The organism is Arthrobacter sp. Y3224055 (genome assembly GCF_059090825.1).
The window spans coordinates 328543-352032 of record NZ_JBNHGB010000002.1 but is presented as its reverse complement, the minus strand read 5'-3'; the positions used below and the strand labels follow the sequence as shown (position 1 = coordinate 352032).

At 68.2% G+C, this 23490-nt stretch carries 21 protein-coding genes; 14 read left to right on the top strand and 7 right to left on the bottom strand.

All coding sequences use genetic code 11. The features are described 5' to 3' along the window. Positions 1-68: 68 nt before the first annotated feature. Positions 69-713, bottom strand: a complete 645-nt coding sequence (locus AC5RTY_RS06950) for an MBL fold metallo-hydrolase (protein WP_493999632.1) — start codon at positions 711-713, stop codon at positions 69-71. 109 nt (positions 714-822) lie between these two features. Here AC5RTY_RS06950 and AC5RTY_RS06945 point away from each other — a divergent pair, with 109 nt between their 5' ends. From AC5RTY_RS06945 to AC5RTY_RS06880, 14 genes are all read left to right on the top strand, one after another. Further along, positions 823-1206: a GntR family transcriptional regulator gene (locus tag AC5RTY_RS06945; RefSeq protein WP_493978542.1), complete on the top strand. Its 384-nt coding sequence runs from the start codon at positions 823-825 to the stop codon at positions 1204-1206. A gap of 202 nt (positions 1207-1408) precedes the next feature. Continuing rightward, a complete protein-coding gene (uvrA, locus tag AC5RTY_RS06940) occupies positions 1409-4255 on the top strand; it encodes an excinuclease ABC subunit UvrA (protein ID WP_494001251.1) in 2847 nt (948 codons plus the stop codon). 77 nt (positions 4256-4332) lie between these two features. Continuing rightward, positions 4333-5052 carry an HAD hydrolase-like protein gene (locus tag AC5RTY_RS06935; protein WP_493999633.1) on the top strand — a complete coding sequence of 240 codons (720 nt, stop codon included), beginning with the start codon at positions 4333-4335 and terminating at the stop codon, positions 5050-5052. Then, positions 5049-5714, top strand: a complete 666-nt coding sequence (locus AC5RTY_RS06930) for a lysophospholipid acyltransferase family protein (protein ID WP_494139272.1) — start codon at positions 5049-5051, stop codon at positions 5712-5714. Before AC5RTY_RS06935 ends, AC5RTY_RS06930 begins: the two co-directional genes overlap by 4 nt. Positions 5715-5762: 48 nt before the next feature. Beyond that, positions 5763-7772: an excinuclease ABC subunit UvrC gene (gene uvrC / locus AC5RTY_RS06925; protein WP_493999635.1), complete on the top strand. Its 2010-nt coding sequence runs from the start codon at positions 5763-5765 to the stop codon at positions 7770-7772. 36 nt (positions 7773-7808) lie between these two features. Beyond that, on the top strand, positions 7809-8723 hold the full coding sequence (gene rapZ / locus AC5RTY_RS06920; protein WP_493978538.1) for an RNase adapter RapZ: 915 nt from the start codon (positions 7809-7811) through the stop codon (positions 8721-8723). Continuing rightward, positions 8723-9763, top strand: coding sequence for a gluconeogenesis factor YvcK family protein (locus tag AC5RTY_RS06915; protein WP_493999636.1), 1041 nt, complete (start codon positions 8723-8725; stop codon positions 9761-9763). The genes rapZ and AC5RTY_RS06915 overlap by 1 nt, the downstream gene beginning before the upstream one ends. Positions 9764-9778: 15 nt before the next feature. After that, positions 9779-10759, top strand: a complete 981-nt coding sequence (gene whiA, locus AC5RTY_RS06910; protein WP_493987300.1) for a DNA-binding protein WhiA — start codon at positions 9779-9781, stop codon at positions 10757-10759. A 27-nt stretch (positions 10760-10786) separates the two neighbouring features. Beyond that, positions 10787-10981 carry a hypothetical protein gene (locus AC5RTY_RS06905; protein ID WP_493999637.1) on the top strand — a complete coding sequence of 65 codons (195 nt, stop codon included), beginning with the start codon at positions 10787-10789 and terminating at the stop codon, positions 10979-10981. Between the two features lie 81 nt (positions 10982-11062). Next, positions 11063-12073, top strand: coding sequence for a type I glyceraldehyde-3-phosphate dehydrogenase (gene gap / locus AC5RTY_RS06900; RefSeq protein ID WP_494025877.1), 1011 nt, complete (start codon positions 11063-11065; stop codon positions 12071-12073). A gap of 35 nt (positions 12074-12108) precedes the next feature. Further along, positions 12109-13347 carry a phosphoglycerate kinase gene (locus tag AC5RTY_RS06895; protein WP_493999639.1) on the top strand — a complete coding sequence of 413 codons (1239 nt, stop codon included), beginning with the start codon at positions 12109-12111 and terminating at the stop codon, positions 13345-13347. 139 nt (positions 13348-13486) lie between these two features. Further along, complete coding sequence (gene tpiA / locus AC5RTY_RS06890) at positions 13487-14302, top strand: triose-phosphate isomerase (protein WP_493999640.1); 816 nt, start codon at positions 13487-13489, stop codon at positions 14300-14302. Positions 14303-14348: 46 nt separating this feature from the next. Next, positions 14349-14600 (top strand): preprotein translocase subunit SecG, encoded by a 252-nt coding sequence (gene secG, locus AC5RTY_RS06885; protein WP_127515609.1) that lies wholly within the window; start codon positions 14349-14351, stop codon positions 14598-14600. A 140-nt stretch (positions 14601-14740) separates the two neighbouring features. After that, entirely contained in the window at positions 14741-15127 is a 387-nt protein-coding gene (locus AC5RTY_RS06880) for an RNA polymerase-binding protein RbpA (protein ID WP_493999641.1), read from the top strand. Positions 15128-15170: 43 nt separating this feature from the next. On the opposite strand, the gene pgl is transcribed toward AC5RTY_RS06880, so the two are convergent. The 6 genes from pgl to tkt are packed head-to-tail and all read right to left on the bottom strand — an operon-like array spanning position 15171 to position 23299. Then, the gene (pgl, locus tag AC5RTY_RS06875; RefSeq protein WP_494025879.1) at positions 15171-15962 is read right to left on the bottom strand and encodes a 6-phosphogluconolactonase; all 792 of its coding nucleotides are present in this window, start codon (positions 15960-15962) and stop codon (positions 15171-15173) included. Then, entirely contained in the window at positions 15952-16836 is an 885-nt protein-coding gene (locus tag AC5RTY_RS06870) for a glucose-6-phosphate dehydrogenase assembly protein OpcA (protein ID WP_494001252.1), read from the bottom strand. Before AC5RTY_RS06870 ends, pgl begins: the two co-directional genes overlap by 11 nt. A 53-nt stretch (positions 16837-16889) precedes the next feature. Continuing rightward, positions 16890-18449 (bottom strand): glucose-6-phosphate dehydrogenase, encoded by a 1560-nt coding sequence (gene zwf / locus AC5RTY_RS06865; RefSeq protein ID WP_494139271.1) that lies wholly within the window; start codon positions 18447-18449, stop codon positions 16890-16892. After that, positions 18449-20062, bottom strand: coding sequence for a phosphoglucose isomerase-related protein (locus AC5RTY_RS06860; protein ID WP_493999644.1), 1614 nt, complete (start codon positions 20060-20062; stop codon positions 18449-18451). The genes zwf and AC5RTY_RS06860 overlap by 1 nt, the downstream gene beginning before the upstream one ends. Further along, positions 20059-21183, bottom strand: a complete 1125-nt coding sequence (gene tal / locus AC5RTY_RS06855) for a transaldolase (RefSeq protein ID WP_494139270.1) — start codon at positions 21181-21183, stop codon at positions 20059-20061. Before tal ends, AC5RTY_RS06860 begins: the two co-directional genes overlap by 4 nt. Positions 21184-21193: 10 nt before the next feature. Beyond that, a complete protein-coding gene (gene tkt / locus AC5RTY_RS06850) occupies positions 21194-23299 on the bottom strand; it encodes a transketolase (protein ID WP_494139346.1) in 2106 nt (701 codons plus the stop codon). Positions 23300-23490: the final 191 nt, after the last annotated feature.

The following is a 23490-nucleotide window of genomic DNA, read 5'->3' as shown; positions in this document are numbered from 1 at the left end:
CTAGAATTAGAGAGCCCCGGCAGGCGGGATTCCCCCCAACGTCCACGTCTGTCGGGGTTGAATGCGCCCTACCAGCCGCGCGATTTCCACTCGTCCAGATGGGGCCGTTCCGCCCCGAGGGTGGTGCCGGCGCCATGGCCCGGATGGACCACCGTGTCGTCGGGCAGGTAGTTGAACACCCGTTCGGCCACATCGTTGAAGAGGGTTGAAAACCGTTCCGGGTCCTGCTGCGTGTTGCCCAGCCCGCCCGGAAACAGGGAATCTCCGGTGAACAGGTGCGGCGGGCCCTCGGGTGCGCGGTAGAGCAGCGCCACGGAACCCGGCGTGTGCCCGCGCAGCTTGATGGCTTCCAACGAGAATCCGTCGAAGCGGCCGACGTCCTGATGCTCGAGCGCAACATCGGTCCGCACCTCGATCTGCGGAATATCCTCCACCCCGGCCGCCGTTTTGGCGCCGGTAGCGGCCACCGCCTCCGGCAGGGCCCGGACATGGTCCCAGTGGCTGTGCGTGGTCACGATCAGGGCAACCTCGGCCGGCCGCCCGGCATCCGCGGCGCCCTCGCGCAGCAGTTGCTGGATGGCCGGAAAGTCATCGGCGGCGTCGATCAACACCTGGGTGCCGGAAGCCTTGGCCGTCAGCAGATAGACGTTGTTGTCCATCTCGGAAACGGAAATACCGCGGATGGTGACTGCAGGATCTTCGTGAAGCAACATGCTTCCCAGCCTACCGACAGTCGACCCGGACGGCTCAGGATGTCATTCTGGTTGTAGCAGCGGACAGGCAGCGCGATGCTGGGGACACGACGAGGAGCGGGCGCAGACGATGGAAGCGAGCGAGTTTGACTGGCGGATGAACCGCGACAGCGCCGTGCCGCTCTTCGAGCAGTTGAGGCTGCGGATCATCGAAGCGGCCGATGCCGGCGAACTCCCGGTGGGCACGAAGCTGCCGCCCGTCAGGCGGTTGGCCGACCATCTGGGTGTGGTCCCGAATACCGTGGCACGCGCCTACCGGGAGCTTGAAACTGCCGGGCGGGTGGAAACCCACGGCCGGGCCGGCACCGTGGTCAGCGCCGGAGCCGGCAAGGCCCGGCAACAACTGGGCGATGCCGCCGAAGCATTCGCCCGCGCCGTTCACGGTCAAGGGATCGGCGGCAAGGAAGCACTCGCCGCCGCCAAGGCCGCGTTGGAGCGCCACGGCATCAAGTAGGCGGCATCAGGCGTCGTCTGGCGCCGGCCGGGGAGCCGACGATTGCGGACGCTCACTGTCCGCAGGTGCCGTCCGCCGTGACCGATGTAATACAAGTTCGAACGAATTTTCGATTAGAGTAGATACCGTGCTAAAAGCAAGCGAAGCGTCCGTCCCGGCGACCGATTCCGAGTCTGCCACCTCCGTTTCCCGCTCCGCGGATATGTCCCGGCTGGTCGTCAAGGGCGCCCGCGAGCATAATCTGCAGAACGTCAGCGTGGACCTGCCCCGCGACGCCATGATCGTCTTCACGGGCCTGTCCGGCTCGGGCAAGTCGTCGTTGGCCTTCGATACGATCTTCGCCGAGGGCCAGCGCCGGTACGTGGAATCGCTCTCTTCCTATGCGCGGATGTTCTTGGGGCAGGTGGACAAGCCGGATGTGGACTTCATCGAGGGCCTGTCGCCGGCGGTCTCGATCGACCAGAAATCGACCAGCCGCAACCCGCGCTCCACCGTGGGAACAATCACCGAGATCTACGACTACCTGCGCCTGCTGTGGGCCCGCGTCGGCCGCCCCTTTTGCCCGCAGTGCGGTGAACCGGTGGAAAAGCAGACCCCGCAGCAAATCGTTGACCAGCTGCAAGAGCTTCCCGAAGGGACCCGGTTCCAGATCCTGGCCCCGGTAGTGCGCGGGCGCAAGGGCGAGTTCGTCGACCTGTTCAAGGAACTGAGCACCAAGGGCTTTTCCCGCGCAAAGGTGGACGGCAAGCAGGTGCAGCTAAGCGAACCGCCGAAGCTGGGGAAGCAGTACAAGCACACCATTGAGGTGGTGGTGGACCGGCTGGTGGCCAAGGAAGGCATCCACCAGCGCCTGACCGACTCGGTGGAAACCGCCCTGGCCCTCGCGGAGGGCCGCGTGCTGGCCGATTTCGTCGACATTGACGAGGACGACCCGGGCCGTACGCGTAGCTTCTCCGAGCACCTGGCCTGCCCGAACGAACACCCGCTCGCCATCGACGAGATCGAGCCGCGCTCGTTCTCGTTCAACAATCCGTTCGGCGCCTGTCCGGCCTGTACCGGTATCGGCAGCAAGCTTGAAGTAGATGTGGACCTGGTGGTCCCGGATCCCGACCGGAGCCTGTCCGAGGGCGCCATTGCCCCGTGGTCCTTGGGCAAAGCCACCCAGGAGTACTGGACGCGGTTGCTCGAAGGGCTCTCGCATGAGCTGGGGTTCTCCATGGACGAGCCGTGGAAGAACCTGCCGAAGAAGGTCCGGGAGGCCGTACTGCACGGCAAGGACTTCAAGGTCGTGGTGCAGTACCGCAACCGCTTCGGCCGGGAACGGAAATACAGCACCGGATTCGAAGGCGCGTTCCAGTACATCCACCGAAAGCATGAGGAAACCGAGTCCGAGTGGGCGAGGGACCGTTACAAGGAGTACATGCGCGAGGTCCCGTGCCCGGAATGCAACGGCGCGCGGCTGAACCCCGCGTCGCTGTCCGTGCTGATCAACGGCAAGTCCATCGCGGATGTGTCTGCCCTGCCGCTGCGCGAGGCGAGTTCGTTCCTCGCCGGCCTGGAGCTCTCGGCCCGCGAAACCCAGATCGCCCACCAGGTACTCATCGAGATCCAGGCACGGCTGCGGTTCCTCCTGGACGTGGGCCTGGAATACCTGAACCTGGAGCGCGCCGCCGGCACGCTGTCCGGAGGGGAGGCCCAGCGCATCCGGCTGGCCACGCAGATTGGCTCCGGCCTGGTCGGCGTGCTCTACGTGCTCGACGAGCCCTCCATCGGCCTGCACCAGCGGGACAACCGCCGCTTGATCGAGACCCTCACACGGCTGCGCGACCTCGGCAACACCCTGATAGTGGTGGAACACGACGAGGACACCATCGCCGAGGCCGACTGGATAGTGGACATCGGACCGGGCGCCGGCGAGCACGGCGGCGAAGTGGTGCACTCCGGCTCGCTGCAGGAACTGCTGGACAACACGCGTTCCATCACCGGTGACTACCTGTCCGGCCGGCGCCGCATCGAACTGCCGGCGAAGCGCCGGAAGATGGACAAGAAGCGCCAGATCAAGGTGGTGGGTGCCCGGGAAAACAATCTCCGCGGCATCGATGCCTCGTTCCCGCTGGGAATCTTCACCGCGGTCACCGGCGTCAGCGGCTCCGGAAAATCGACCCTGGTCAACGACATCCTCTACAAGGTGCTGGCGAACAAGCTCAACGGAGCCAAGCATGTTGCCGGCCGCCACACCAGGGTGGAAGGCGTGGACCAGCTGGACAAGGTCATCCACGTCGACCAGAGCCCGATCGGCCGCACGCCACGCTCCAACCCCGCCACCTACACCGGTGTCTTCGACAACATCCGCAAACTGTTCGCCGAGACCAACGAGGCGAAGCTCCGGGGCTACCTGCCCGGCCGGTTCTCGTTTAACGTCAAGGGCGGGCGCTGCGAGGCCTGCTCCGGCGACGGCACGCTGAAGATCGAGATGAACTTCCTGCCCGACGTCTACGTTCCGTGCGAGGTCTGCCACGGCGCGCGGTACAACCGCGAGACGCTGGAAGTCCATTACAAGGGCAAGACGATTGCCGAAGTCCTGGACATGCCGATCGAGGAAGCAGCGGAATTCTTTGCCGCGTTCACCCCGATCGCCCGCCACTTGCGGACCCTGGTGGACGTCGGGCTGGGGTACGTCCGGCTCGGACAGCCCGCCACCACGCTGTCGGGCGGGGAAGCCCAGCGCGTCAAGCTCGCCAGCGAACTGCAGCGCCGCTCGAACGGGCGAAGCATCTACGTGCTGGATGAGCCGACCACCGGCCTGCACTTTGAAGACATCCGCAAGCTCCTGCAGGTGCTGCAGGGGCTGGTGGACAAGGGCAACACGGTGATCACCATCGAGCACAACCTCGACGTGATCAAGAGCGCCGACTGGGTTGTGGACATGGGGCCCGAGGGCGGTTCCGGCGGCGGCCAGATCATCGCCAGCGGCACTCCCGAGCAGGTGGCGGCAGTCGAGGGCAGCCACACCGGGCGCTTCCTGGCGGAGGCGCTCGGCCAGCAGTGAGCCTGCCGGAGGGAAGAAGGTATTCCCGAGCAGGAATGGATTCCGGCGGATCCGCGGATCTGTGGGAAAATGCCCGGGTGACTCAATTGCCTGCGCTGGTACTTTTCGACCTCGACGGAACCCTGGTTGACCCCGCAGGTGCCATCACCACCGGAATAGCCGGCGCCCTCGCGGCGGCCGGCCTGCCGGTCCCGCCGCAGGAAGAACTCGAATCCCTGGTCGGGCCGCCGCTGGGTGAATCCCTGCGCGGCGCCGGCGTCCCGGAGCACCGGCTCGGCGAGGTGATCGCCTTGTACAGGGCGGGCTACCGCCGGTCCGGCATGGCGGCCAGCCGCGTGTACCCGGGCATTACCGGCCTGCTGGAGCGGCTCCTCTCCACCGGCGCTATCCTCGCCGTCGCCACGCAGAAGCCGACCGGGTTGGCGCGGGAGCTGCTGCGGCTGCAGGGCCTGGAGCAGTACTTTGCGGGAATTTACGGAGCCGAGGGTGACGATCCCGCCCCGGCGGAACCCGGGCTGGGCAAGGTGCCGATCCTGCAGGCCGCGCTGGACGCTTTCAGCGACGCGTGCGGCCCGGTGGTCATGGTGGGCGACCGGCTCTACGACGCGGCCGCTGCGCTCCGGCTCGGCATCCCCGCCGTCGGGGTCGGCTGGGGCTTCGCAGCCCCCGGGGAGCTGGAAGCCGCCGGCGCGGTCGTCGTCGTGGATACCGCCGAAGAACTTGAGGCCGCTATTGGGCGGCTGACCGCCGCCGAGCCCGAGGGCGCCCTGGCCGGACGCCCCGGACCGGCCGCATGAGGACGTTCGAAGCGACCCGCGCCTCGTTCCGGGCCGGGTTGCGGCTCAGCTGCCGGCCGACGATTGAAGGAATCGCGAACTTTTCCGCGACCGGCCCGGTGATTGTGGCACCGAACCACCTGTCCTTCCTCGACAGCGTCATCATCCAGGCGATGATGCCGCGGAAGGTGGCCTTTTTCGCCAAAGCCGAATACTTCACCACCCGCGGTCCCAAGGGTGCTGCGATGCGGTGGTTTTTTCACAGCGTCGGCTCGATACCGGTGGAGCGGGGCGAACAGGCCGCCAGCGTGGCCGCGCTGCAGAGCGCCCTGGACGTACTGGACCGCAACGAGGCTTTCGGGATTTATCCTGAAGGAACACGGTCCCGTGACGGCAAGCTCTACCGGGGCCGCACCGGCGTGGGGTGGCTGGCCCTCACGACCGGGGCGCCGGTGCTGCCGGTCGGGCTGATCGGCACCGAACAGCTGCAGCCCGCCGGGAGGATGATGATCCGGCCGAGCCATTTCACGGTCCGGATCGGCAAGCCGCTGTACTTCAAGCGGACCGGGCCGGAGCACTCGTTGCCGGCGCGCCGGTCGGCCACCGACCAGATCATGGACGCGATCGCCGACCTGACCGGCCAGGAACGCTCGAACAGCTACAACAAGACGCCGTCGGCTTGACCGGCCGGACGGCACCCAGGGCCCAGGCGAGGAAGGGAGTGACCGGCCATGGCTAATCCTGCTTCCTACCGTCCGCGGACGGGGGAGATCCCGACCAATCCCGGCGTCTACCGCTTCCGGGACGAGCACCGGCGGGTGATCTACGTCGGCAAGGCGAAGAACCTGCGGTCCCGGCTCAACAGTTACTTCGCCAGCCCCAAGAACCTGCCGCCCAAGACCCATGCGATGGTGCACACGGCGGCTTCGGTGGAGTGGACGATCGTGGGCAGCGAACTGGAGGCCATCCAGCTCGAGTACACGTGGATCAAAGAGTTCACACCGCGCTTCAACATCATGTTCCGGGACGACAAGTCCTATCCCTACCTGGCCGTGACCATGGGGGAGAAGTTCCCGCGCGTGCAGGTGATGCGCGGCGAGCGGCGCAAGGGCGTGAAGTACTTCGGTCCGTACTACCCGGCCAAAGCGATCCGCGAGACCGTGGACACCCTGCTGCGGGTTTTCCCGGTCCGCACCTGCAGCACCGGCGTCTTCAACCGGGCCCAGCGCACCGGCCGGCCGTGCCTGCTGGGCTACATCGACAAGTGCTCGGCGCCTTGTGTGGGACGGATTTCGCCCGAGGACCACAAGGCCCTGGCCGCCGAGTTTTGCGCGTTCATGGGCGGGGAAGCCGACCGGTTTATCCGGGACCTCGAAAAGAAGATGGCCGCGGCGGTGGCCGAACTCGACTACGAGACGGCGGCGCGTCACCGGGACGACATCGCCGCGCTGCGCCGGGTCTTCGAACGCAATGCCGTGGTGCTCACTGAAGACACCGACGCCGACGTGTTCGCCTTGGCCCAGGACGAACTGGAGGCGGCCGTCCAGGTGTTCCACGTCCGCGGCGGCAGGATCCGCGGCCAGCGCGGCTGGGTGGTGGAAAAGGTCGAGGACCAGAGCGACGCCGACCTGGCCGAACACCTGTTGCAGCAGGTTTACGGGGACGCCGACGGGCCGGACCGGATCCCGCGCCAGGTCATGCTGCCGCAGGAACCGGAGAATGCCGCCGAACTGCAGGCCTGGCTCAGCGCACTCCGCGGCAGCAGGGTGCAGATCCACGTGCCGAAACGCGGTGACAAGGCTGCCCTGCTGGCCACCGTGAGGGAGAACGCCGAGCAGGCCCTGGCCCTGCACAAGAGCCGGCGCGCCGGCGACATTACCACGCGCTCGGCCGGCCTGCAGCAGTTGCAGGAGGCACTGGATCTGCCCGTGGCGCTGCTGCGGATCGAATGCTACGACATCTCCCACGTGCAGGGCACCAACGTGGTGGCCTCCATGGTGGTGGTGGAAGACGGGCTGCCCAAGAAGTCCGACTACCGCCGCTTCGCGATCACCGGCGAGGCCGCCCGGGACGACACCTCGGCGATGTATGACGTGATCAGCCGGCGCTTCCGGAACTATCTGGCGGAACAAGGCCACCAGGGAATCCCGGCGGCCGCCGATGCAGGCGAAACCCCTGCCGGGGACGGCGCGGACACCGCCGTCGTGCTTGAAGAGACGCTCACGCCGGCGCCCAAAACCAAGTTCGCCTATCCGCCCAACCTGGTGGTGGTGGACGGCGGGCCGCCCCAGGTGGCCGCCGCTTCCCGCGCGCTATCGGACCTGGGTATTACCGACGTGTTCGTGGTCGGCCTGGCCAAGCGGCTGGAGGAAGTTTGGCTGCCCGACGACGATTTCCCCGTGATCCTGCCGCGTTCGTCCGAGGGCCTGTTCCTGCTGCAGCGGATCCGCGACGAGGCCCACCGTTTCGCGATTGCCTACCACCGGCAGAAGCGCGGCAAGGCCATGACCGTCTCGGTGCTGGACGGCATCCAGGGCCTCGGGCCGGCGAAACGCAAGGCGCTGCTGAAACATTTCGGCTCGGCCAAGAAACTCAAGGCGGCCAGCGCCGAAGAGCTGCAGCAGGTTCCGGGCATCGGCCCGGCGCTGGCGGCTTCCTTGAAGCGCCAGCTGGCTGCCGGTGCCGCGGAGGAGCCCGCGCCGGCGGTAAATATGGCGACCGGCGAAATCATCGAATCTTAGTTAGGCTAGAGCTTGAATCGAGGAGCGGGGGTCGGGATGGATGGAATGACGATGACGGTGGATGAGGACTTGACGCCGGAAAAGCCGGTGGAATCCGAACTCCTGGTGGTCACCGGCATGTCCGGGGCCGGCCGGACCACGGCGGCGCATGCCCTCGAAGACCACGGCTGGTACGTGGTGGACAACCTGCCGCCGCAGATGCTGGGCACGCTGGCCGAACTGGTTTCGCGGATGCCGCAGTCGCTGCCCAAGCTTGCCGTGGTCGTAGACGTGCGCAGCCAGAGCCTCTTCCGCGACATCCGTGAGGCGCTGCATGCCCTGGCGGCCAGCGGCATCCACTACCGGGTGCTGTTCCTGGACGCCTCCGGGGACGTCCTGGTCCGCCGCTTCGAACAGGGCCGCCGGCCGCACCCGCTGCAGGGTGACGGCCGCATATCCGACGGCATCACCGCCGAACGGGAACTGTTGAGCAGCCTCAAGGACTCGGCCGACCTGGTGGTGGATACCACCGAGATGAACGTCCACGCCCTGGCCACTGCCATCACGGAACTCTTCACCGAATCCGGTCCGATCGTGCTGCGCATCAACGTGGTCAGCTTCGGCTTCAAATACGGGCTGCCGGTGGACGCCAACTTCGTCGCCGACGCCCGCTTCATTCCCAACCCGCACTGGGTCCCCGCGCTGCGCCCGCACACAGGGCTGGACGAGAAGGTCCGCGACTACGTGCTGGTGGACTCCGGGGCCGATGAATTCGTCAACCGCTATGTGGACGCGCTGGAGCCGGTGCTGGAGGGCTACCGCCGCGAGAACAAGCACTACGGCACCATCGCCATCGGGTGTACCGGCGGCAAGCACCGTTCCGTGGCGGTCGCCGAGGAAATCGGGAAGCGGCTGGCCCAGCTGCCGAGCGTCAAAGTCACCGTCCAGCACCGGGACCTGGGGCGCGAATAGTGGCGATCCTGACCGGACCGATGCCGCTGGTTCCCGCCCCGGGGACCTCCCGCAGCCGGACCGGGAAGAGCGGTGCGCCTCCCTCCGTGGTGGCTTTGGGCGGCGGGCACGGGCTCTCTGCCTCGCTGGGCGCGCTGCGGCTGCTCACCACGGAACTGACGGCCATCGTCACGGTGGCCGACGACGGCGGATCCTCCGGCCGCCTGCGCAAGGAGTTCGGCGTCCTCCCGCCGGGAGATTTGCGGATGGCCCTCGCGGCGCTGTGCGATGACACCGACTGGGGGCGGACCTGGCGCGATGTGATGCAGCATCGCTTCAAGTCATCCCCGGGCGCCGAGCCGTCGCTGGACAACCACGCCCTCGGAAACCTGCTGATTGTGACCCTGTGGGAGCTGCTCGGCGACCCCGTTGCCGGCCTGAAGTGGGCCGGCGCCCTGCTGGGGGCCCGCGGGGAGGTGCTGCCGATGGCCACCGTGCCGCTGACCATCGAGGGCGACGTGCTGGTGGAGGGCGAGGACGGGCGGCTGCGCACCGCGCTGATCTCCGGCCAGTCGCGGTTGGCGGCGGCCGGACGCAACAGCCACGTCCACGACGTGCGCCTGCTGCCCGACGACGCCCCGGCCTGCGTCGAGGCACTGAACGCCGTCGAATATGCCGACTGGGTGATCCTCGGGCCCGGCTCCTGGTACACCTCGGTGTTGCCGCACCTGATGCTGAAGGAGATGCGCGAGGCGCTCTGCGACACCCCGGCGCGCCGCTGCCTGACCATGAACCTGTCGGTGGACACCAAGGAAACGTCCGGGATGACGGCCTCGGACCACCTGGCCGCGGTGAGGCGCTGCGCCCCCGGGATGCGTTTCGACGTGGTCTTGGCCGATCCGGCCGTGATTGACGACAAGGGGCGTTTCGAGGATGCCGCGGCCGCGCTGGGAGCACGCGTGGTCTTCGGTAGAGTAGGAAGTTCAGGCGGACGCCCCGTACACGATCCGTTGAGACTGGCGAGTGCCTACCACGACATTTTCGAAGGCCACAAGGATTAGGTAAGGACAAGGTGCATGGCGCTGACCGCAGCAGTCAAGGATGAGCTCGCTCGCCTTGACATCAAGAAGTCCCAGGTCCGGAAGGCGGAGGTCTCGTCGACGCTCCGTTTCGCCGGCGGACTCCACATCATTTCCGGCCGCATCGTCATCGAGGCCGAAGTTGATCTGGCTGCGACCGCCCGGCGGCTGCGCACCGCCATCTCGGAAGTGTACGGCCACAGCGGCGACATCATCGTGGTCTCCGGCGGTGCGCTGCGCCGCGGGAACCGCTACGTCGTGCGCGTGGTGAAGGACGGGGAGTCCCTCGCCCGGCAGACCGGCCTGCTGGACGGCCGCGGCCGGCCGGTCCGCGGCCTGCCCTCCGTGGTCGTCAACGGTTCGGCGGCCGATGCCGAGGCGGTCTGGCGCGGAGCCTTCCTGGCGCACGGTTCGCTGACCGAACCCGGCCGCTCTTCCGCCCTGGAGGTCACCTGTCCCGGCCCGGAAGCGGCGCTGGCGCTGGTGGGCGCGGCCCGCCGGCTCGGGATCGCGGCCAAGGCCCGGGAGGTGCGTGGCGTGGACCGGGTTGTCATCCGCGACGGCGACAGCATCGCGGCGCTCTTGACCCGGATGGGCGCCCATGATGCGCTGATGGTGTGGGAAGAACGCCGGATGCGCAAGGAAGTGCGCGCTACCGCAAACCGGCTGGCCAATTTCGACGACGCCAACCTGCGGCGCTCGGCCCAGGCCGCCGTCGCTGCGGGCGCGCGCGTGGAGCGTGCCCTCGAGATCCTCGACGACGAGGTGCCGGAGCACCTGCGTTACGCCGGTGAACTCCGGGTGGCGCACAAGCAGGCCTCCCTGGACGAGCTCGGGCGCTTGGCGGACCCGCCGATGACCAAGGACGCCATCGCCGGCCGGATCCGCCGGCTGCTGGCGATGGCGGACAAGCGGGCGCTGGAGCTGCGCATCCCGGGGACCGAAGCCAACGTGACGCCGGAGATGCTGGACGACTAGGCACGGCACGTCAGTTTGGAGGGAACCATGGGCACGCACGAACTGCACCCCGGCCACGGTTGCGCGGCCTTGGAACGGCGCGTCCGGGCGAGGATCATGGAACTGAACGACTTCATGCATGCCAGCCACGGGGCCGGGGCGGCGGACACCGCGCCGGTACCGTCCACCGGGCCGACGTCGCCGCCCGCTTCGCCGCCGCCCGCACCGGCGCTTCCGCGCTGACCACCCGGCCAGCAGGCCAACAACAAGGGCACGGACCGGGGGAGCCCTTCCGGTCACGGCCCATCCACGAGGTAGAGGCTCATGACTACTCGAGTTGGAATCAACGGATTCGGCCGGATCGGCCGCAGCTACTTCCGCGCCGTCCTGGCGCAAGACACGGACCTGGAGGTCGTGGCGGTCAACGACCTGACCGATGCGCATACCCTGGCCCACCTGCTCAAATACGACAGTGTGCTCGGCGTGCTGGCAGAAACGGTCGAGGTGGATGCCGGCAACCTGATCGTCGGCGGCCGGAAGGTCAGCGTCCTGTCCGAAAAGGAACCCGCCGCGCTGCCGTGGAGCGACCTCGGCGTCGACATCGTGATCGAATCCACCGGCAGGTTCAACAAGGGCGGCGGGGCCCGGAAGCACCTTGACGCCGGGGCGAAGAAAGTCCTGATCTCGGCTCCGGCCAAGGACGAGGACATCACCATCGTGATGGGCGTCAATGACAGCGAGTACGACGCCGGTTCCCACCACCTGATTTCGAACGCCTCCTGCACCACGAACTGCCTCGCGCCCATGGCGAAGGTGCTGCACGAGAAGTTCGGCATCGAGCACGGCCTCATGACCACCATCCACGCCTACACCGCCGACCAGAACCTGCAGGACGGGCCGCACCGGGACTTGCGGCGCGCCCGGGCGGCGGCCATCAACCTGGTGCCGACATCAACCGGCGCGGCGAAGGCCATCGGGCAGGTCCTGCCGGAACTGCAGGGCAAGTTGGACGGTTTCGCGGTCCGTGTGCCGGTGCCGACGGGCTCGATGACCGACCTGACCGTCACCGTGTCCCGCGAAACCGACGTGGAAGAGGTCAACGCGGCGTTCAAGGAGGCCGCCGGCGACCCGCACTGGGCCGGGATCATCACGTACACGGAGGACCCCATCGTGTCCTCCGATATCGTCACAGACCCGGCGTCTTCGATCTTCGACTCGGGACTGACTAAGGTAATGGGTAATCAGGTGAAAGTTGTTGGCTGGTACGACAACGAGTGGGGCTACTCCAACCGCCTGGTGGACCTGACGGCTCTGATCGCCTCGAAGCTGTCCTAGGTCCCGCCCGTCCCGTCCTCCGCACGAAGGAAGAAATGACTGCACATTCTCTTGATGCCCTGCTGGCCGCCGGGGTCCGCGGACGCCACGTGTTGGTCCGCTCGGACCTGAATGTCCCCCTGGAGGGCGAACTCCCGGACCTGGCGGTCTCCGACGACGGGCGGATCCGGGCGTCCCTGCCGGTCATCGTCAAGCTCGCGGAAGCCGGGGCGCGGGTGGTCGTGACGGCCCATCTCGGCCGCCCCAAGGGCGCACCCGAGGAGAAGTTCTCGCTGCGCCCCGCCGTCGCACGGCTGAAGGAACTGGCACCGGTCACGGTCAAGTTCGCCGCGGACACGGTGGGCCCGGCCGCCCGGGAGGCGGCCGCGGGGCTGCAGGACGGGGAAGTGCTGGTGGTGGAGAACGTGCGGTTCGATCCCCGGGAAACCAGCAAGGACGACGCCGACCGGGAGGCCTTCGCCGCCGAACTCGCCGCCCTGACCGGCGCCGACGGAGCCTACGTGGACGACGCCTTCGGTGCTGTCCACCGCAAGCATGCTTCGGTCTTCGACATTGCCCGCCGGCTTCCGGCCTACCAGGGCGACCTGGTGCGGACGGAGCTCCAGGTCCTGAACAAGCTCACCGAGGCGCCGCAGCGGCCGTATGTGGTGGTCCTGGGCGGTTCCAAGGTCTCGGACAAGCTGGCCGTGATCGAGAACCTGCTGGGCAAGGCCGACTACCTGCTGGTCGGCGGCGGCATGGTTTTCACCTTCTTGGCGGCCCAGGGCTACAAGGTCGGCTCCAGCCTGCTGGAGCAGGACCAACTGGACACCGTGCGCGGCTATCTGGCACGCGCCAAGGAACTGGGTTGCACGTTCATCCTGCCGACCGACATCGTGGTCGCCGAGAAGTTTGCCGCCGATGCGGCCTGGGAAGTAGTTCCAGCGGACAGCATCGAGTCGGCATCCTTTGGCTCCGCCGGCATCGGCCTGGACATCGGCCCGGAGTCGGCCGAGGCCTTCGCCCACCAGATCCACTCGGCGAACACCGTTTTCTGGAACGGACCGATGGGCGTGTTCGAGTTCGCCGCCTTCGCCAACGGCACCCGCACGGTCGCCAAGGCCCTCACCGGCAGCGACGGCTTCACCGTCGTCGGCGGAGGCGATTCCGCCGCCGCTGTGCGTGCCCTCGGCTTCGACGACGGCGCCTTCGGACACATTTCCACCGGCGGCGGCGCCAGCCTCGAATACCTCGAGGGCAAGACCCTGCCCGGCCTGGCGGCACTGGAGAACTGATCGAGCGGCATCTCCTGCCCCCGGCGGCAGGAGATGCCGGCATCGCCCAGGCCCGCGGCGCGCGCGGCGCCTCCGGATTGCCCCGCCACACCGCTCAGCACGGCGTCCACCGCGGCGCCCCCGACAGATGGAGACCTCAGTGACCAGCTCGACCAACGGAAAGTTCGACCGCACCCCGCTGATCGCCGGCAACTGGAAGATGAACATGGACCATGTCCAGGGCATCACCCTCTTGCAGAAACTGGCGTGGACGCTCAGCGATGCCCGGCACGACTATGCCCGGGTCGAGGTCGCCGTGTTCCCGCCGTTCACCGATCTGCGCGGCGTGCAGACGCTGGTCAATGGCGACGACCTGAAGCTGGTTTACGGCGCCCAGGACCTCTCGCCGCACGATGCCGGCGCCTACACCGGTGACATCTCCGGGCAGTTCCTGGCCAAGCTGGGCTGCCGGTACGTGCTGGTCGGGCATTCCGAGCGGCGCGAGATCCACGGCGAGGACGACACGTTGCTGAACGGGAAGCTGAAGGCGGCCTACCGGCACAAGCTGACCCCGGTGCTGTGCGTCGGGGAAGGCCTCGCGGTGCGCCAGGCCGGGAACCATGTGGAGCACACGCTGGGTCAGTTGCGGGCGGATGTGGCAGGCCTGGACGCCGGTCAGGCCGCCCGGTTGGTCATCGCCTACGAACCGGTGTGGGCGATCGGCACCGGGGAAGTGGCCGGTCCGGAGGACGCCCAGGAGATGTGCGCCGCCATCCGCGCGGAGATGGCCGTCCTCTTCGATGACAGCGTGGCGGCGGGGGTGCGGTTGCTCTACGGCGGCTCCGTGAAGGCGGCGAACGCGGCCGCGATCCTGAACGAGCGCGACGTGGACGGCGTGTTGGTCGGTGGCGCCAGCCTGGATGCAGGCGAATTTGCTAATATTGTCAGGTTCGAACAACACCTGCTGACAAAGTGATGTCTGCCCGCCACTGGGATATCCCGACAGCTGACGAAAGGCCACTGTGGAAGCTCTGAAGATCACGCTGCAAATCCTGCTCGGCATCACGAGCCTGCTGCTGACCCTGCTCATCCTGCTCCACAAGGGGCGCGGCGGCGGCATGTCCGACATGTTCGGCGGCGGCATGACCACCAGCCTGGGATCGTCCGGCGTCGCGGAGCGCAACCTCAACCGGTTCACGGTGGTCCTGGGGCTGGTCTGGGGCACGGTCATCGTGGCCCTGGGCCTCATGATGCGTTTCAGCGCGGAATCCTGACCGACGCTTCCGGGGCCCGGCTCCGCTGTCCGGGACCGGCGGGCCGACGACTTGGCCCAACCCCTTAACCCTTCGCTGTTCGACCCGTAGACTGGTGCCCGATGCAGGGGGCATCGATTCTTCTCAGCGGGGGAGCAAACATGGTTGATCCGTCGAATTCTTTCCGCGCGGTCCGGGTGGGCTCCGAATCGGGTGCCGGGCTCGCAGGCTGGCAGGCCGTGACCGGGCGGACGGTAGTTCCGGTGACCAAGGTTCCCGTCACGTATTGGTGTCCGAAGGGACACGAGACCACTCCGGTCTTCGCCAATCTGAGCGAAGCCGACATCCCGCCGTCCTGGGACTGCCCGCACTGCGGCCAGACGGCGGCCAGGGAACCGGGCGCGTACGTCACCGACGCCCGCAGCAGCGACGAGCCCTACAAGAGCCATCTGGAATACGCGAAGGAACGGCGCAGCCCTGACGAGGCGGAGGCCGTGGTGGAACAGGCGCTCGAGAAGTTGCGGCGCCGGCGTCGGGAGGCGCGCTAGCGGTCGAACCCGCCGGCCCGGCCGCCGCCCGGAGCAACTGCTGTCAGCCGTCGCCTCTCTCGGCCGCGGACAGCAGTGCGTCGGGCAGCTTGGACGCGGCGTCCCGGTCCAGCAGCCACACGGTGCGTTTGCGCCCGCGGGCACCGGCGGCGGGAACCTGCACCGGGTTGGCGCCGGCGAGGGCGAGTCCCACGGCGCCGGCCTTGTCCTGGCCGCCCACCACCAGCCAGACCTCGTCCGCGGAGTTGATCGTCGGGAGCGTCAGGGACACGCGCTCCGGAGGTGGTTTCGGCGCATCGGTCTCGCCGATCACGGACCGCTCTTCCTCGCGGATGCCGCCCATCTCGGGGAACAACGAGGCGATGTGCGCATCCGGCCCGACGCCCAGCAGCAGCACGTCGAACCTCGGCACCGGGCCGCTGGTGCCCTCCTCGGCCGCGGCCTGGCGCAGCGCCGCGGAATAGGCCACGGCGGCCGCGTGGGGGTCGGCGTGTTCTCCGGCGGCCCCGAAGGGGTGCACCCGGGCCGGGTCCAGGGGGAGCGCGTCCAGCAGCGCTTCGCGTGCCTGCCGTTCGTTGCGGTCGCGGCTGTCCTTGGGGACGAACCGCTCGTCGCCCCACCAGATGTTCACCTTGGACCAATCGAAGCCGGCGGGGGTATCGACGGCGGCTACCGCCTTCAAGGTGTTGATGCCCAGGCTGCCGCCGGTGAGCACCACCGTGGCGTCGCCGCGGGCGGCTTGGGCCGCCGCCAGGCGCTCCACCAGCCTCCGGGCCACCGAGCCGGCGACGGCGGCGGTGTCGGGGTGGACGATGACGTGTGGTTCAGCGGTCACTGCGGCGCACGCTCCTCAAATTGGTTCGGGGCAATCCGTGTATCAGCACCTCGCCGAACACTTCGTCCGGGTCCAGCCGGCGCAGTTCCTCGGCCAGGCATTCCTCCAGCGGGCGGCGCGGCAGCGTAATACGCTGCACCGGCAGGCCGGGCATGATCAGTTCGGCCACGGACGGGCCGGGACGCAGGATCCGGATGTCGCCGGTCGTCCGTGAAATGCGCACGCCCCTGATGCCGGTCCCCGCCGTGTCCTCCACGATGGTCACCGGCGCGTTCAGTGCCAGCGTCAGCCACGCCGCCAAGAGGACGGTGCTGGGGGAGTCCGAGGCGCCCTCCACGGCAACCGAGGTGACCGGGGCAGGTTCCAGCTGGTCAAAGACGGCGGCCAGCTGCACGCGCCAACTGGTCAGCCGCGTCCAGGCCAGGTCCGTGTCGCCGGCGGTATAAGTCTCGCGCAGGCTGAACAGCGCCTGCTGCGGGTCCGGCTCCTTGTCTGAATCCGTGATGCGGCGGTGCGCAATCCGGCCAATCGACGTGCGCGAAGCATCCTTCGGCATGCCGTGCGGCCACCAGGCGACGATCGGGGCGTCGGGCAGCAGCAGCGCGGCCACGAGGGACTCGCTCTCGGCTGCCAGCTGGCCGTAGCCGTACAGCACCACCACCTCGGCCGCTCCGGCGTCGCCGCCGACCCGGATCTGGGCATCCAGCTTGGTCTCCGCCTCCGACCCGGCGTCGACCAGGGCGATGATCCGGCAGGGATGTTCCCGGCTCGCGGCGTTGGCGGCGAAGATGGCCTCTTCTTCGTACCCGAGCGAGGTCACGACCACCAGGGTCAGCACGCGCCCCAGGGCCACAACGCCGCCTTGTTCCCGCATGGCCACGATTTCCTTGGAGACCTTCGATGTGGTGGTGTCCTTGAGCTCTTTGATCACGGCCTTCTCCAAGTGCGTCCGTCGCGGGCCAGCAGCTCATCGGCCGACGCCGGTCCCCAGCTGCCGGGGGAGTAGGGTTCCGGCCGGGTACGGCTGGTGGCCCAGTACTCCTCGAACGGGTCCAGGATCTTCCAGGACAGCTCGACTTCCTGGTGGCGGGGGAACAGCGGCGGCTCGCCGAGCAGTACGTCCAGGATCAGCCGTTCGTAGGCCTCGGGACTGGACTCGGTGAACGCGTGCCCGTAGCCGAAGTCCATGGTGACGTCCCGGACCTCCATTTGCGTGCCGGGCACCTTGGACCCGAAGCGCATGGTGACGCCCTCGTCGGGCTGGACACGGATCACTACCGCGTTCTGGCCGAAGTCGTCCTCGTGGTGGTTGGGGAACAGCAGGTTCGGCGCGCGTTTGAACACCACCGCAATCTCCGTGACCCGGCGGCCCAGGCGCTTGCCGGCACGCAGGTAGAACGGCACACCGGCCCAGCGCCGGGTGTGGATGTCCAGCCGCAGCGCGGCATAGGTCTCGGTGACCGAGTCCGGGTTGAAGCCTTCTTCCTCCAGGTAGCCGGCCACTCTTTCTCCGCCCTGCCACCCGCCGGTGTACTGGCCGCGTGCCGAATGGGCCGACAGGTCCTCGGGGAGCTTGACGGCGGCCAGCACCTTTTCCTTTTCCGTCCGCAGGTCCTCGGCGTTGAAGGAAATGGGTTCCTCCATGGCGGTCAGGGCGAGCAACTGCAGCAGGTGGTTCTGGATGACGTCGCGCGCCGCCCCGACGCCGTCGTAATAGCCTGCGCGGCCGCCGATGCCGATGTCTTCCGCCATGGTGATCTGCACGTGGTCCACGTAGTTCGCGTTCCAGAGCGGCTCGAACAGCTGGTTGGCGAAGCGCAGGGCCAGGATGTTCTGGACCGTCTCCTTGCCCAGATAGTGGTCGATCCTGAACACCGCGTCCGGCGGGAAGACCGATTCGACGATGTTGTTCAGTTCGCGTGCGGACTGAAGGTCATGCCCGAAGGGCTTCTCAATGACAACCCGCCGCCAGGGCATGCCGTCAACTTCCTCCGGTGCCTGCGCCAGGCCGTGAGAGGAGAGCATCTTGCACACCTGCTCGAAGGCCTTGGGCGGAATCGAGAGGTAGAACGCGTGGTTGCCCTGCGTCCCGCGCTGCTCGTCCAGCTCTTCCAGGGTGCCGCGGAGCTGCTCAAAGGCATCCTCGTCGTCGAACGCGCCCTGGACGAACCGGATGCCCGCCGCCAGGTGCGTCCAGATGTCCTCGCGGAACGGGGTGCGGGCATGCCGCTGCACGGATTCCTTCACCTGGGCCGCGAACTCGTCGTCGTCCCACGGCCTGCGGGCAAAACCGACCAGCGCGAAGCTCGGCGGCAGCAGCCCGCGGTTGGCCAGGTCGTACACCGCCGGCATGAGCTTCTTGCGGGCAAGGTCTCCGGTGACCCCGAACAGCACCAGGGAACAGGGGCCGGCAATGCGGTCGAGCCGGCGGTCGCGCGGGTCCCGGAGCGGGTTGACCTGACGCCGCCGTCGTTCGGAAGGGGCCATTACTGCTTTCCACCCAGTCGGGACACCGCGTCCATCACCTGGCGCACACCGGCGGCCCGGTCGGCCAAATGCAGGCGCAGGACGGGGCGGCCGCCCTCCCGCAGCACGTTGGCGTCGCCGGCGGCCTGGGCATCGATCAGTTCGCCGAAGCTGAACTCGCGTCCCGGAATGGGGATGTCCGTCGCGGCCTCGCCGGTCAGCTGCAGGTAGACCCCGATGCCCGGCCCGCCCTTGTGGAACTGCCCGGTGGAGTGCAGGAACCGCGGGCCCCAGCCGAAGGTGACGGGCCGTCCGGTCGCCTCGGCCAGCAGGGGCCGGATGCGTTCCAACTCGGCCTGGCCGAAGCGGTCAAGGTAGGCCTGCACGCTCACGTAGCCGTCCGGCCCCAGCTGGCTCAGCAGGCCGCGCAGCGCGTCGTCCAGCGACGCACCCATGGCCAGGCCGCTGCCGCGCACCTGGACGGAGCCGTCGGTGAAGTCGGGCAGCGCCGCGGCCGGGCGTTCGTCCAGCAGTCCGCGTGCCGCGGCCTTCGCCGCCTCGACGTCCGGCTGGTCGAAGGGGTTGATGCCCAGCAGGCGGCCGGCCACCGCCGTGGCGTATTCCCACAGCAGCAGTTGGCTGCCCAGGCTCCCGCCGACGGCAACCTCGTCGGCTCCGACCGTCACCTCGTGATCGGGGGAGACCAGCCGGACCACCAGCACATCCTTGGCTCCCGAGACGGTCTCCGGGTCGCCGGCGTTGACCACCACCGGCAGCAGTCCGGTTCCCAGCTTGCCGGTGGACTCGGCGATCAACTGCTCGGCCCAGTCCGCGAAGCCGACGATTCCGGAACCGTCGTCGGCGATGGCTACCTTGTTGCGCAGCGGCTCCGTGCCGGCCAGCGCGGCGCCCAGGGCCAGGGCCATGTTGTCGGCGGAATCCTCGGAGAGCACCTCGGCGGCCTCTTCGGCGTCGTCGAGCAGCCTCTCGATGTCCACGCCGGCCAGTCCGGCAGGGACCAGCCCGAACGCGGTCAGCGCGGAGTACCGTCCGCCGACGTTGGGGTCGGCGTTGAACACCGCACGGTACCCGGCTTCCCGCGCCGCCTCATCCAGCGGGGAGCCGGGATCGGTGACCACGATGATGCGCGAGGCGGCGTCCAGCCCGGCGTCGGCGAAAGCCTGCTCGAAGACACGGCGCTGGGAATCGGTTTCCAGCGTGGAACCGGACTTGGAGGACACGATGATGGCGCTGTCGGCCAGCCGTTCGGCCAGCGCGGCACCCACCTGCTGGGGATCCGTGCTGTCGAGCACGGTGAGCTCCACGCCGGCGGTATTGGCGATCACTTCGGGCGCCAGCGAGGAGCCGCCCATCCCGGCCAGCACAAAGCGCGTCACGCCCTCGGCCGCAAGCTCCTTGCGCAGCTCCAGGATCTCCGGAACCAGCGGCCGGGACAGCGCCGCTGCATCGACCCAGCCGAGGCGGACGGCCGCCTCGGCTTCTGCCTCCGGGCCCCACAGGGTGTTGTCCTGCGTCGCGATGCGGGACGCGACGCGGTCCTCCACCAGGGTGCCGATATGACGGCGGACGGCGGCCAGTGCGGCTCCCGACGCTTCGAAAGCCAGCGAACTCATGACTGCCGGGCTCCGTGCACCGAGTCGAGGGCGTTCTGGACGGTCTCCCGCAACTGCTGCCAGCTGGCCACGAACTTCTCCAGGCCCTCCTCCTCGAGCAGTTCCACCACCTCGTTATAGGAAATTCCGGCCTGCGCGATGTCGTCGAGCACCTTGTTCGCTTCCGCGTAGGTGCCGGTGACCTGGTCTCCCTCGACCTTCCCGTGGTCGGCGAGGGCTTCCAGCGTCGGCTCCGGCATGGTGTTGACCACGTTCGGGGCCACCAGTTCGGTGACGTACAGGGTGTCCGGGTAGTCCGGGTTCTTCACGCCGGTGGAGGCCCACAGCGGCCGCTGCGGCCGGCCGCCGGCAGCGGCCAGCACCTGCCAGCGTTCGGTCGCGAACTGCTCCTCGTAGATCTGGTACGCCAGGCGGGCGTTGGCGACGCCGGCCTTGCCCTTCAACGCGGCCGCCTCCGCGGACCCGGCGGCGTCCAGGCGCTTGTCGATCTCGGTATCGACGCGGGAGACGAAGAACGAAGCCACCGAGTGGATGGTCGACAGGTCCTTGCCGTTTTCCTTGGCCTGCTCCAAGCCCAGCATGAAGGCGTTGATCACTTCGCGGTAGCGCTGCAGCGAGAAGATCAGCGTCACGTTGACGCTGATGCCGAGCGCGAGGGTCTCGGTGATGGCCTCCAGGCCTTCGCTGGTGGCCGGGATCTTGATGAAGGCATTGGTGCGGCCCACGGCCTTGTGCAGATGCTGCGCCTCGGCGGCCGTGCCGTGCGCGTCACGGGCCAGCCGCGGATCCACCTCAATCGACACGCGGCCGTCCACGCCCTCCGTATCGGCGGCGAGCGGGGAGAACAGGTCGCAGGCCTCGGCCACGTCGGACGTGGTGATGGCGAAGACCGCCGTATCCACGTCCGCGCCGTCGGCGGCCAGTTGCTGGACCTGCGCTTCGTAGCTGCGGCCGTCCTGCAGGGCGGCGGCGAAGATGGAGGGGTTGGTGGTGACGCCCACCACGTTCCGTTCGTCGATCAGGGCCTTCAGGGTCCCGGAGTTGATCCGCTCCCGCGAAAGGTCGTCGAGCCAGATGGAAACGCCCGCGTCGGAGAGTGCCTGGGTATTCGGGTTGGACATTGCGTCCTCCTTAGGAATCGGTGGTCTGGGAGAGCGAGTCGCGGGCGGCCTCGACAACAGCCTCGGCCGTGAGTCCGAATTCGCGGAACAGGGTCTTGTAGTCGGCGGAGGCGCCGTAGTGCTCCAGGGACACGCTGCGGCCGGCGTCGCCGACCAGGCCGTCCCAGCACTGCGCGATGCCGGCTTCAACCGACACGCGGGCCTTGATGCCGGCCGGGAGTACGGACTCGCGGTAGGCGGGGTCCTGCCGGTTGAACCACTCGAGGCAGGGGACGGAGACCACGCGGGTGGCGATGCCGTCGGCCTGCAGCGTTTCGCGGGCCTGGACGGCCAGCTGCACCTCGGAACCGGTGGCGAGCAGGATCACCTGCGGCGTCGTGTCCGTGCCGCCGGACTGCGCCTCGGCCAACACGTAGGCGCCCTTTGCCACGTTCTCGGCGGAGGCGAAGCCGTTCTCGCCGCGCTCGTAGACGGGCAGGTTTTGCCGGGTGAGCACGATGCCGGCCGGGTTGCTGTGGTTCTCCAGCACGGCCTTCCAGGCCTGCGCCACCTCGTTGGCATCGGCCGGGCGGACGACGTCGAGGCCCGGAATGGCACGCAGGCTTGCCAGCTGCTCCACCGGCTGGTGGGTCGGTCCGTCTTCACCCAGCCCGATGGAATCGTGCGTCCACACATAGATGGAGGGAACGCCCATCAGGGCGCCCAGCCGGATGGCCGGCCGCTGGTAGTCGCTGAAGATCAGGAACGTGCCCGAGAAGGCGCGGGTGTTGGAGCTGAGCACAATGCCGTTCACGATGGAAGCGGCCGCATGTTCGCGGATGCCGAAGTGCAGCACCCTGCCGTACGGCCCGCCGGACCACATATCGGTCTGCCGTGACTCGGGAACGAACGACGGGGAGCCTTCGATCGTGGTGTTGTTGGACTCGGCCAGGTCCGCCGAACCGCCCCACAGCTCCGGCAGCACCGGGCCGATGGCGTTGAGCACCTTGCCGGAGGCGGCCCGGGTCGAGACGTCCTTGCCGGCCGGGAACTCGGGCAGCGCCGCCTCCCAGCCTTCCGGCAACTCGGACGCCTGCACACGGTCCAGCAGTGCGGCGTTCTCCGGGTTGGCCTCGCGCCAGGCCTGGTAGCCGGACTCCCAGTCCGCGCGGGCCTGCTTGCCGCGGACGGCCACCTGCCGGGCGTGATCCAGGACCTCCGGCTCGACCGCGAAATGCTGCTCCGGATCGAAGCCGAGCACCTCCTTGACGGCGGCGACCTCCTCGGCACCCAGGGCGGAGCCGTGGATCTTGCCGGTGTTCTGCTTCTTGGGGGCGGGCCAGCCGATGATGGTACGCAGCGAGATGATCGAGGGCCGGGACGTCTCGGCCTTCGCAGCCTTCAAGGCCTCGAACAGGGCCGGGACGTCTTCGACGTATTCGCCGGTCTCGGTCCAGTCGACCCGCTGGGTGTGCCAGCCGTACGCCTCGTACCGCTTGAGCACGTCTTCGCTGAAGGCGATGTCGGTGTCGTCTTCGATCGAGATCTTGTTGTCGTCGTAGAGCACCACCAGGTTGCCCAGCTCCTGATGGCCGGCCAGGGAGGAGGCCTCCGACGTGACGCCCTCCTGCAGGTCGCCGTCGGACGCGATCACCCAGACCGTGTGGTCGAACGGGCTCTCGCCGGCGGCAGCATCGGCGTCGTACAAGCCGCGCGTGCGGCGCTGCGCATAGGCGAAGCCGACGGCGGAGGCGAGCCCCTGGCCCAGCGGGCCGGTGGTGATCTCGACACCCGGGGTGTGCTTGTACTCCGGGTGGCCCGGCGTGAGCGATCCCCAGGTCCGCAGCGCCTTCAGGTCCTCCAGTTCCAGGCCGTAGCCGGAGAGGAACAGCTGGATGTACAGCGTCAGCGAGGTGTGGCCGGGGGAGAGGACGAACCGGTCGCGGCCCACCCAGTGCGGATCGGTGGGGTCGTGGCGCATGAACTTCTGGAAGATCAGGTACGCGGCCGGGGCCAGGCTCATGGCGGTGCCGGGGTGGCCGTTGCCGACCTTCTCGACTGCATCCGCAGCGAGGACACGCACCGTGTCCACCGCCCGCTGGTCCAGCGATGTCCAGGACAATTCCTCATCTTCCATGTGTGGCACCGGGTGGGCCCCTTTCTGATCTACGTCTAGGCGGCAGCCGACGGGCCGGAAAACAGCCGTGGCCGCGGACCGATTGGGCCATTCGCCGTTGTTGCTGCCTCAAGCTTGTTGCGCCCATAACCGCGGATTGGCGCTCCTTCCCCACTCTATCCGTTGCGTCTGCAATGCGCAGGACGTGGTGC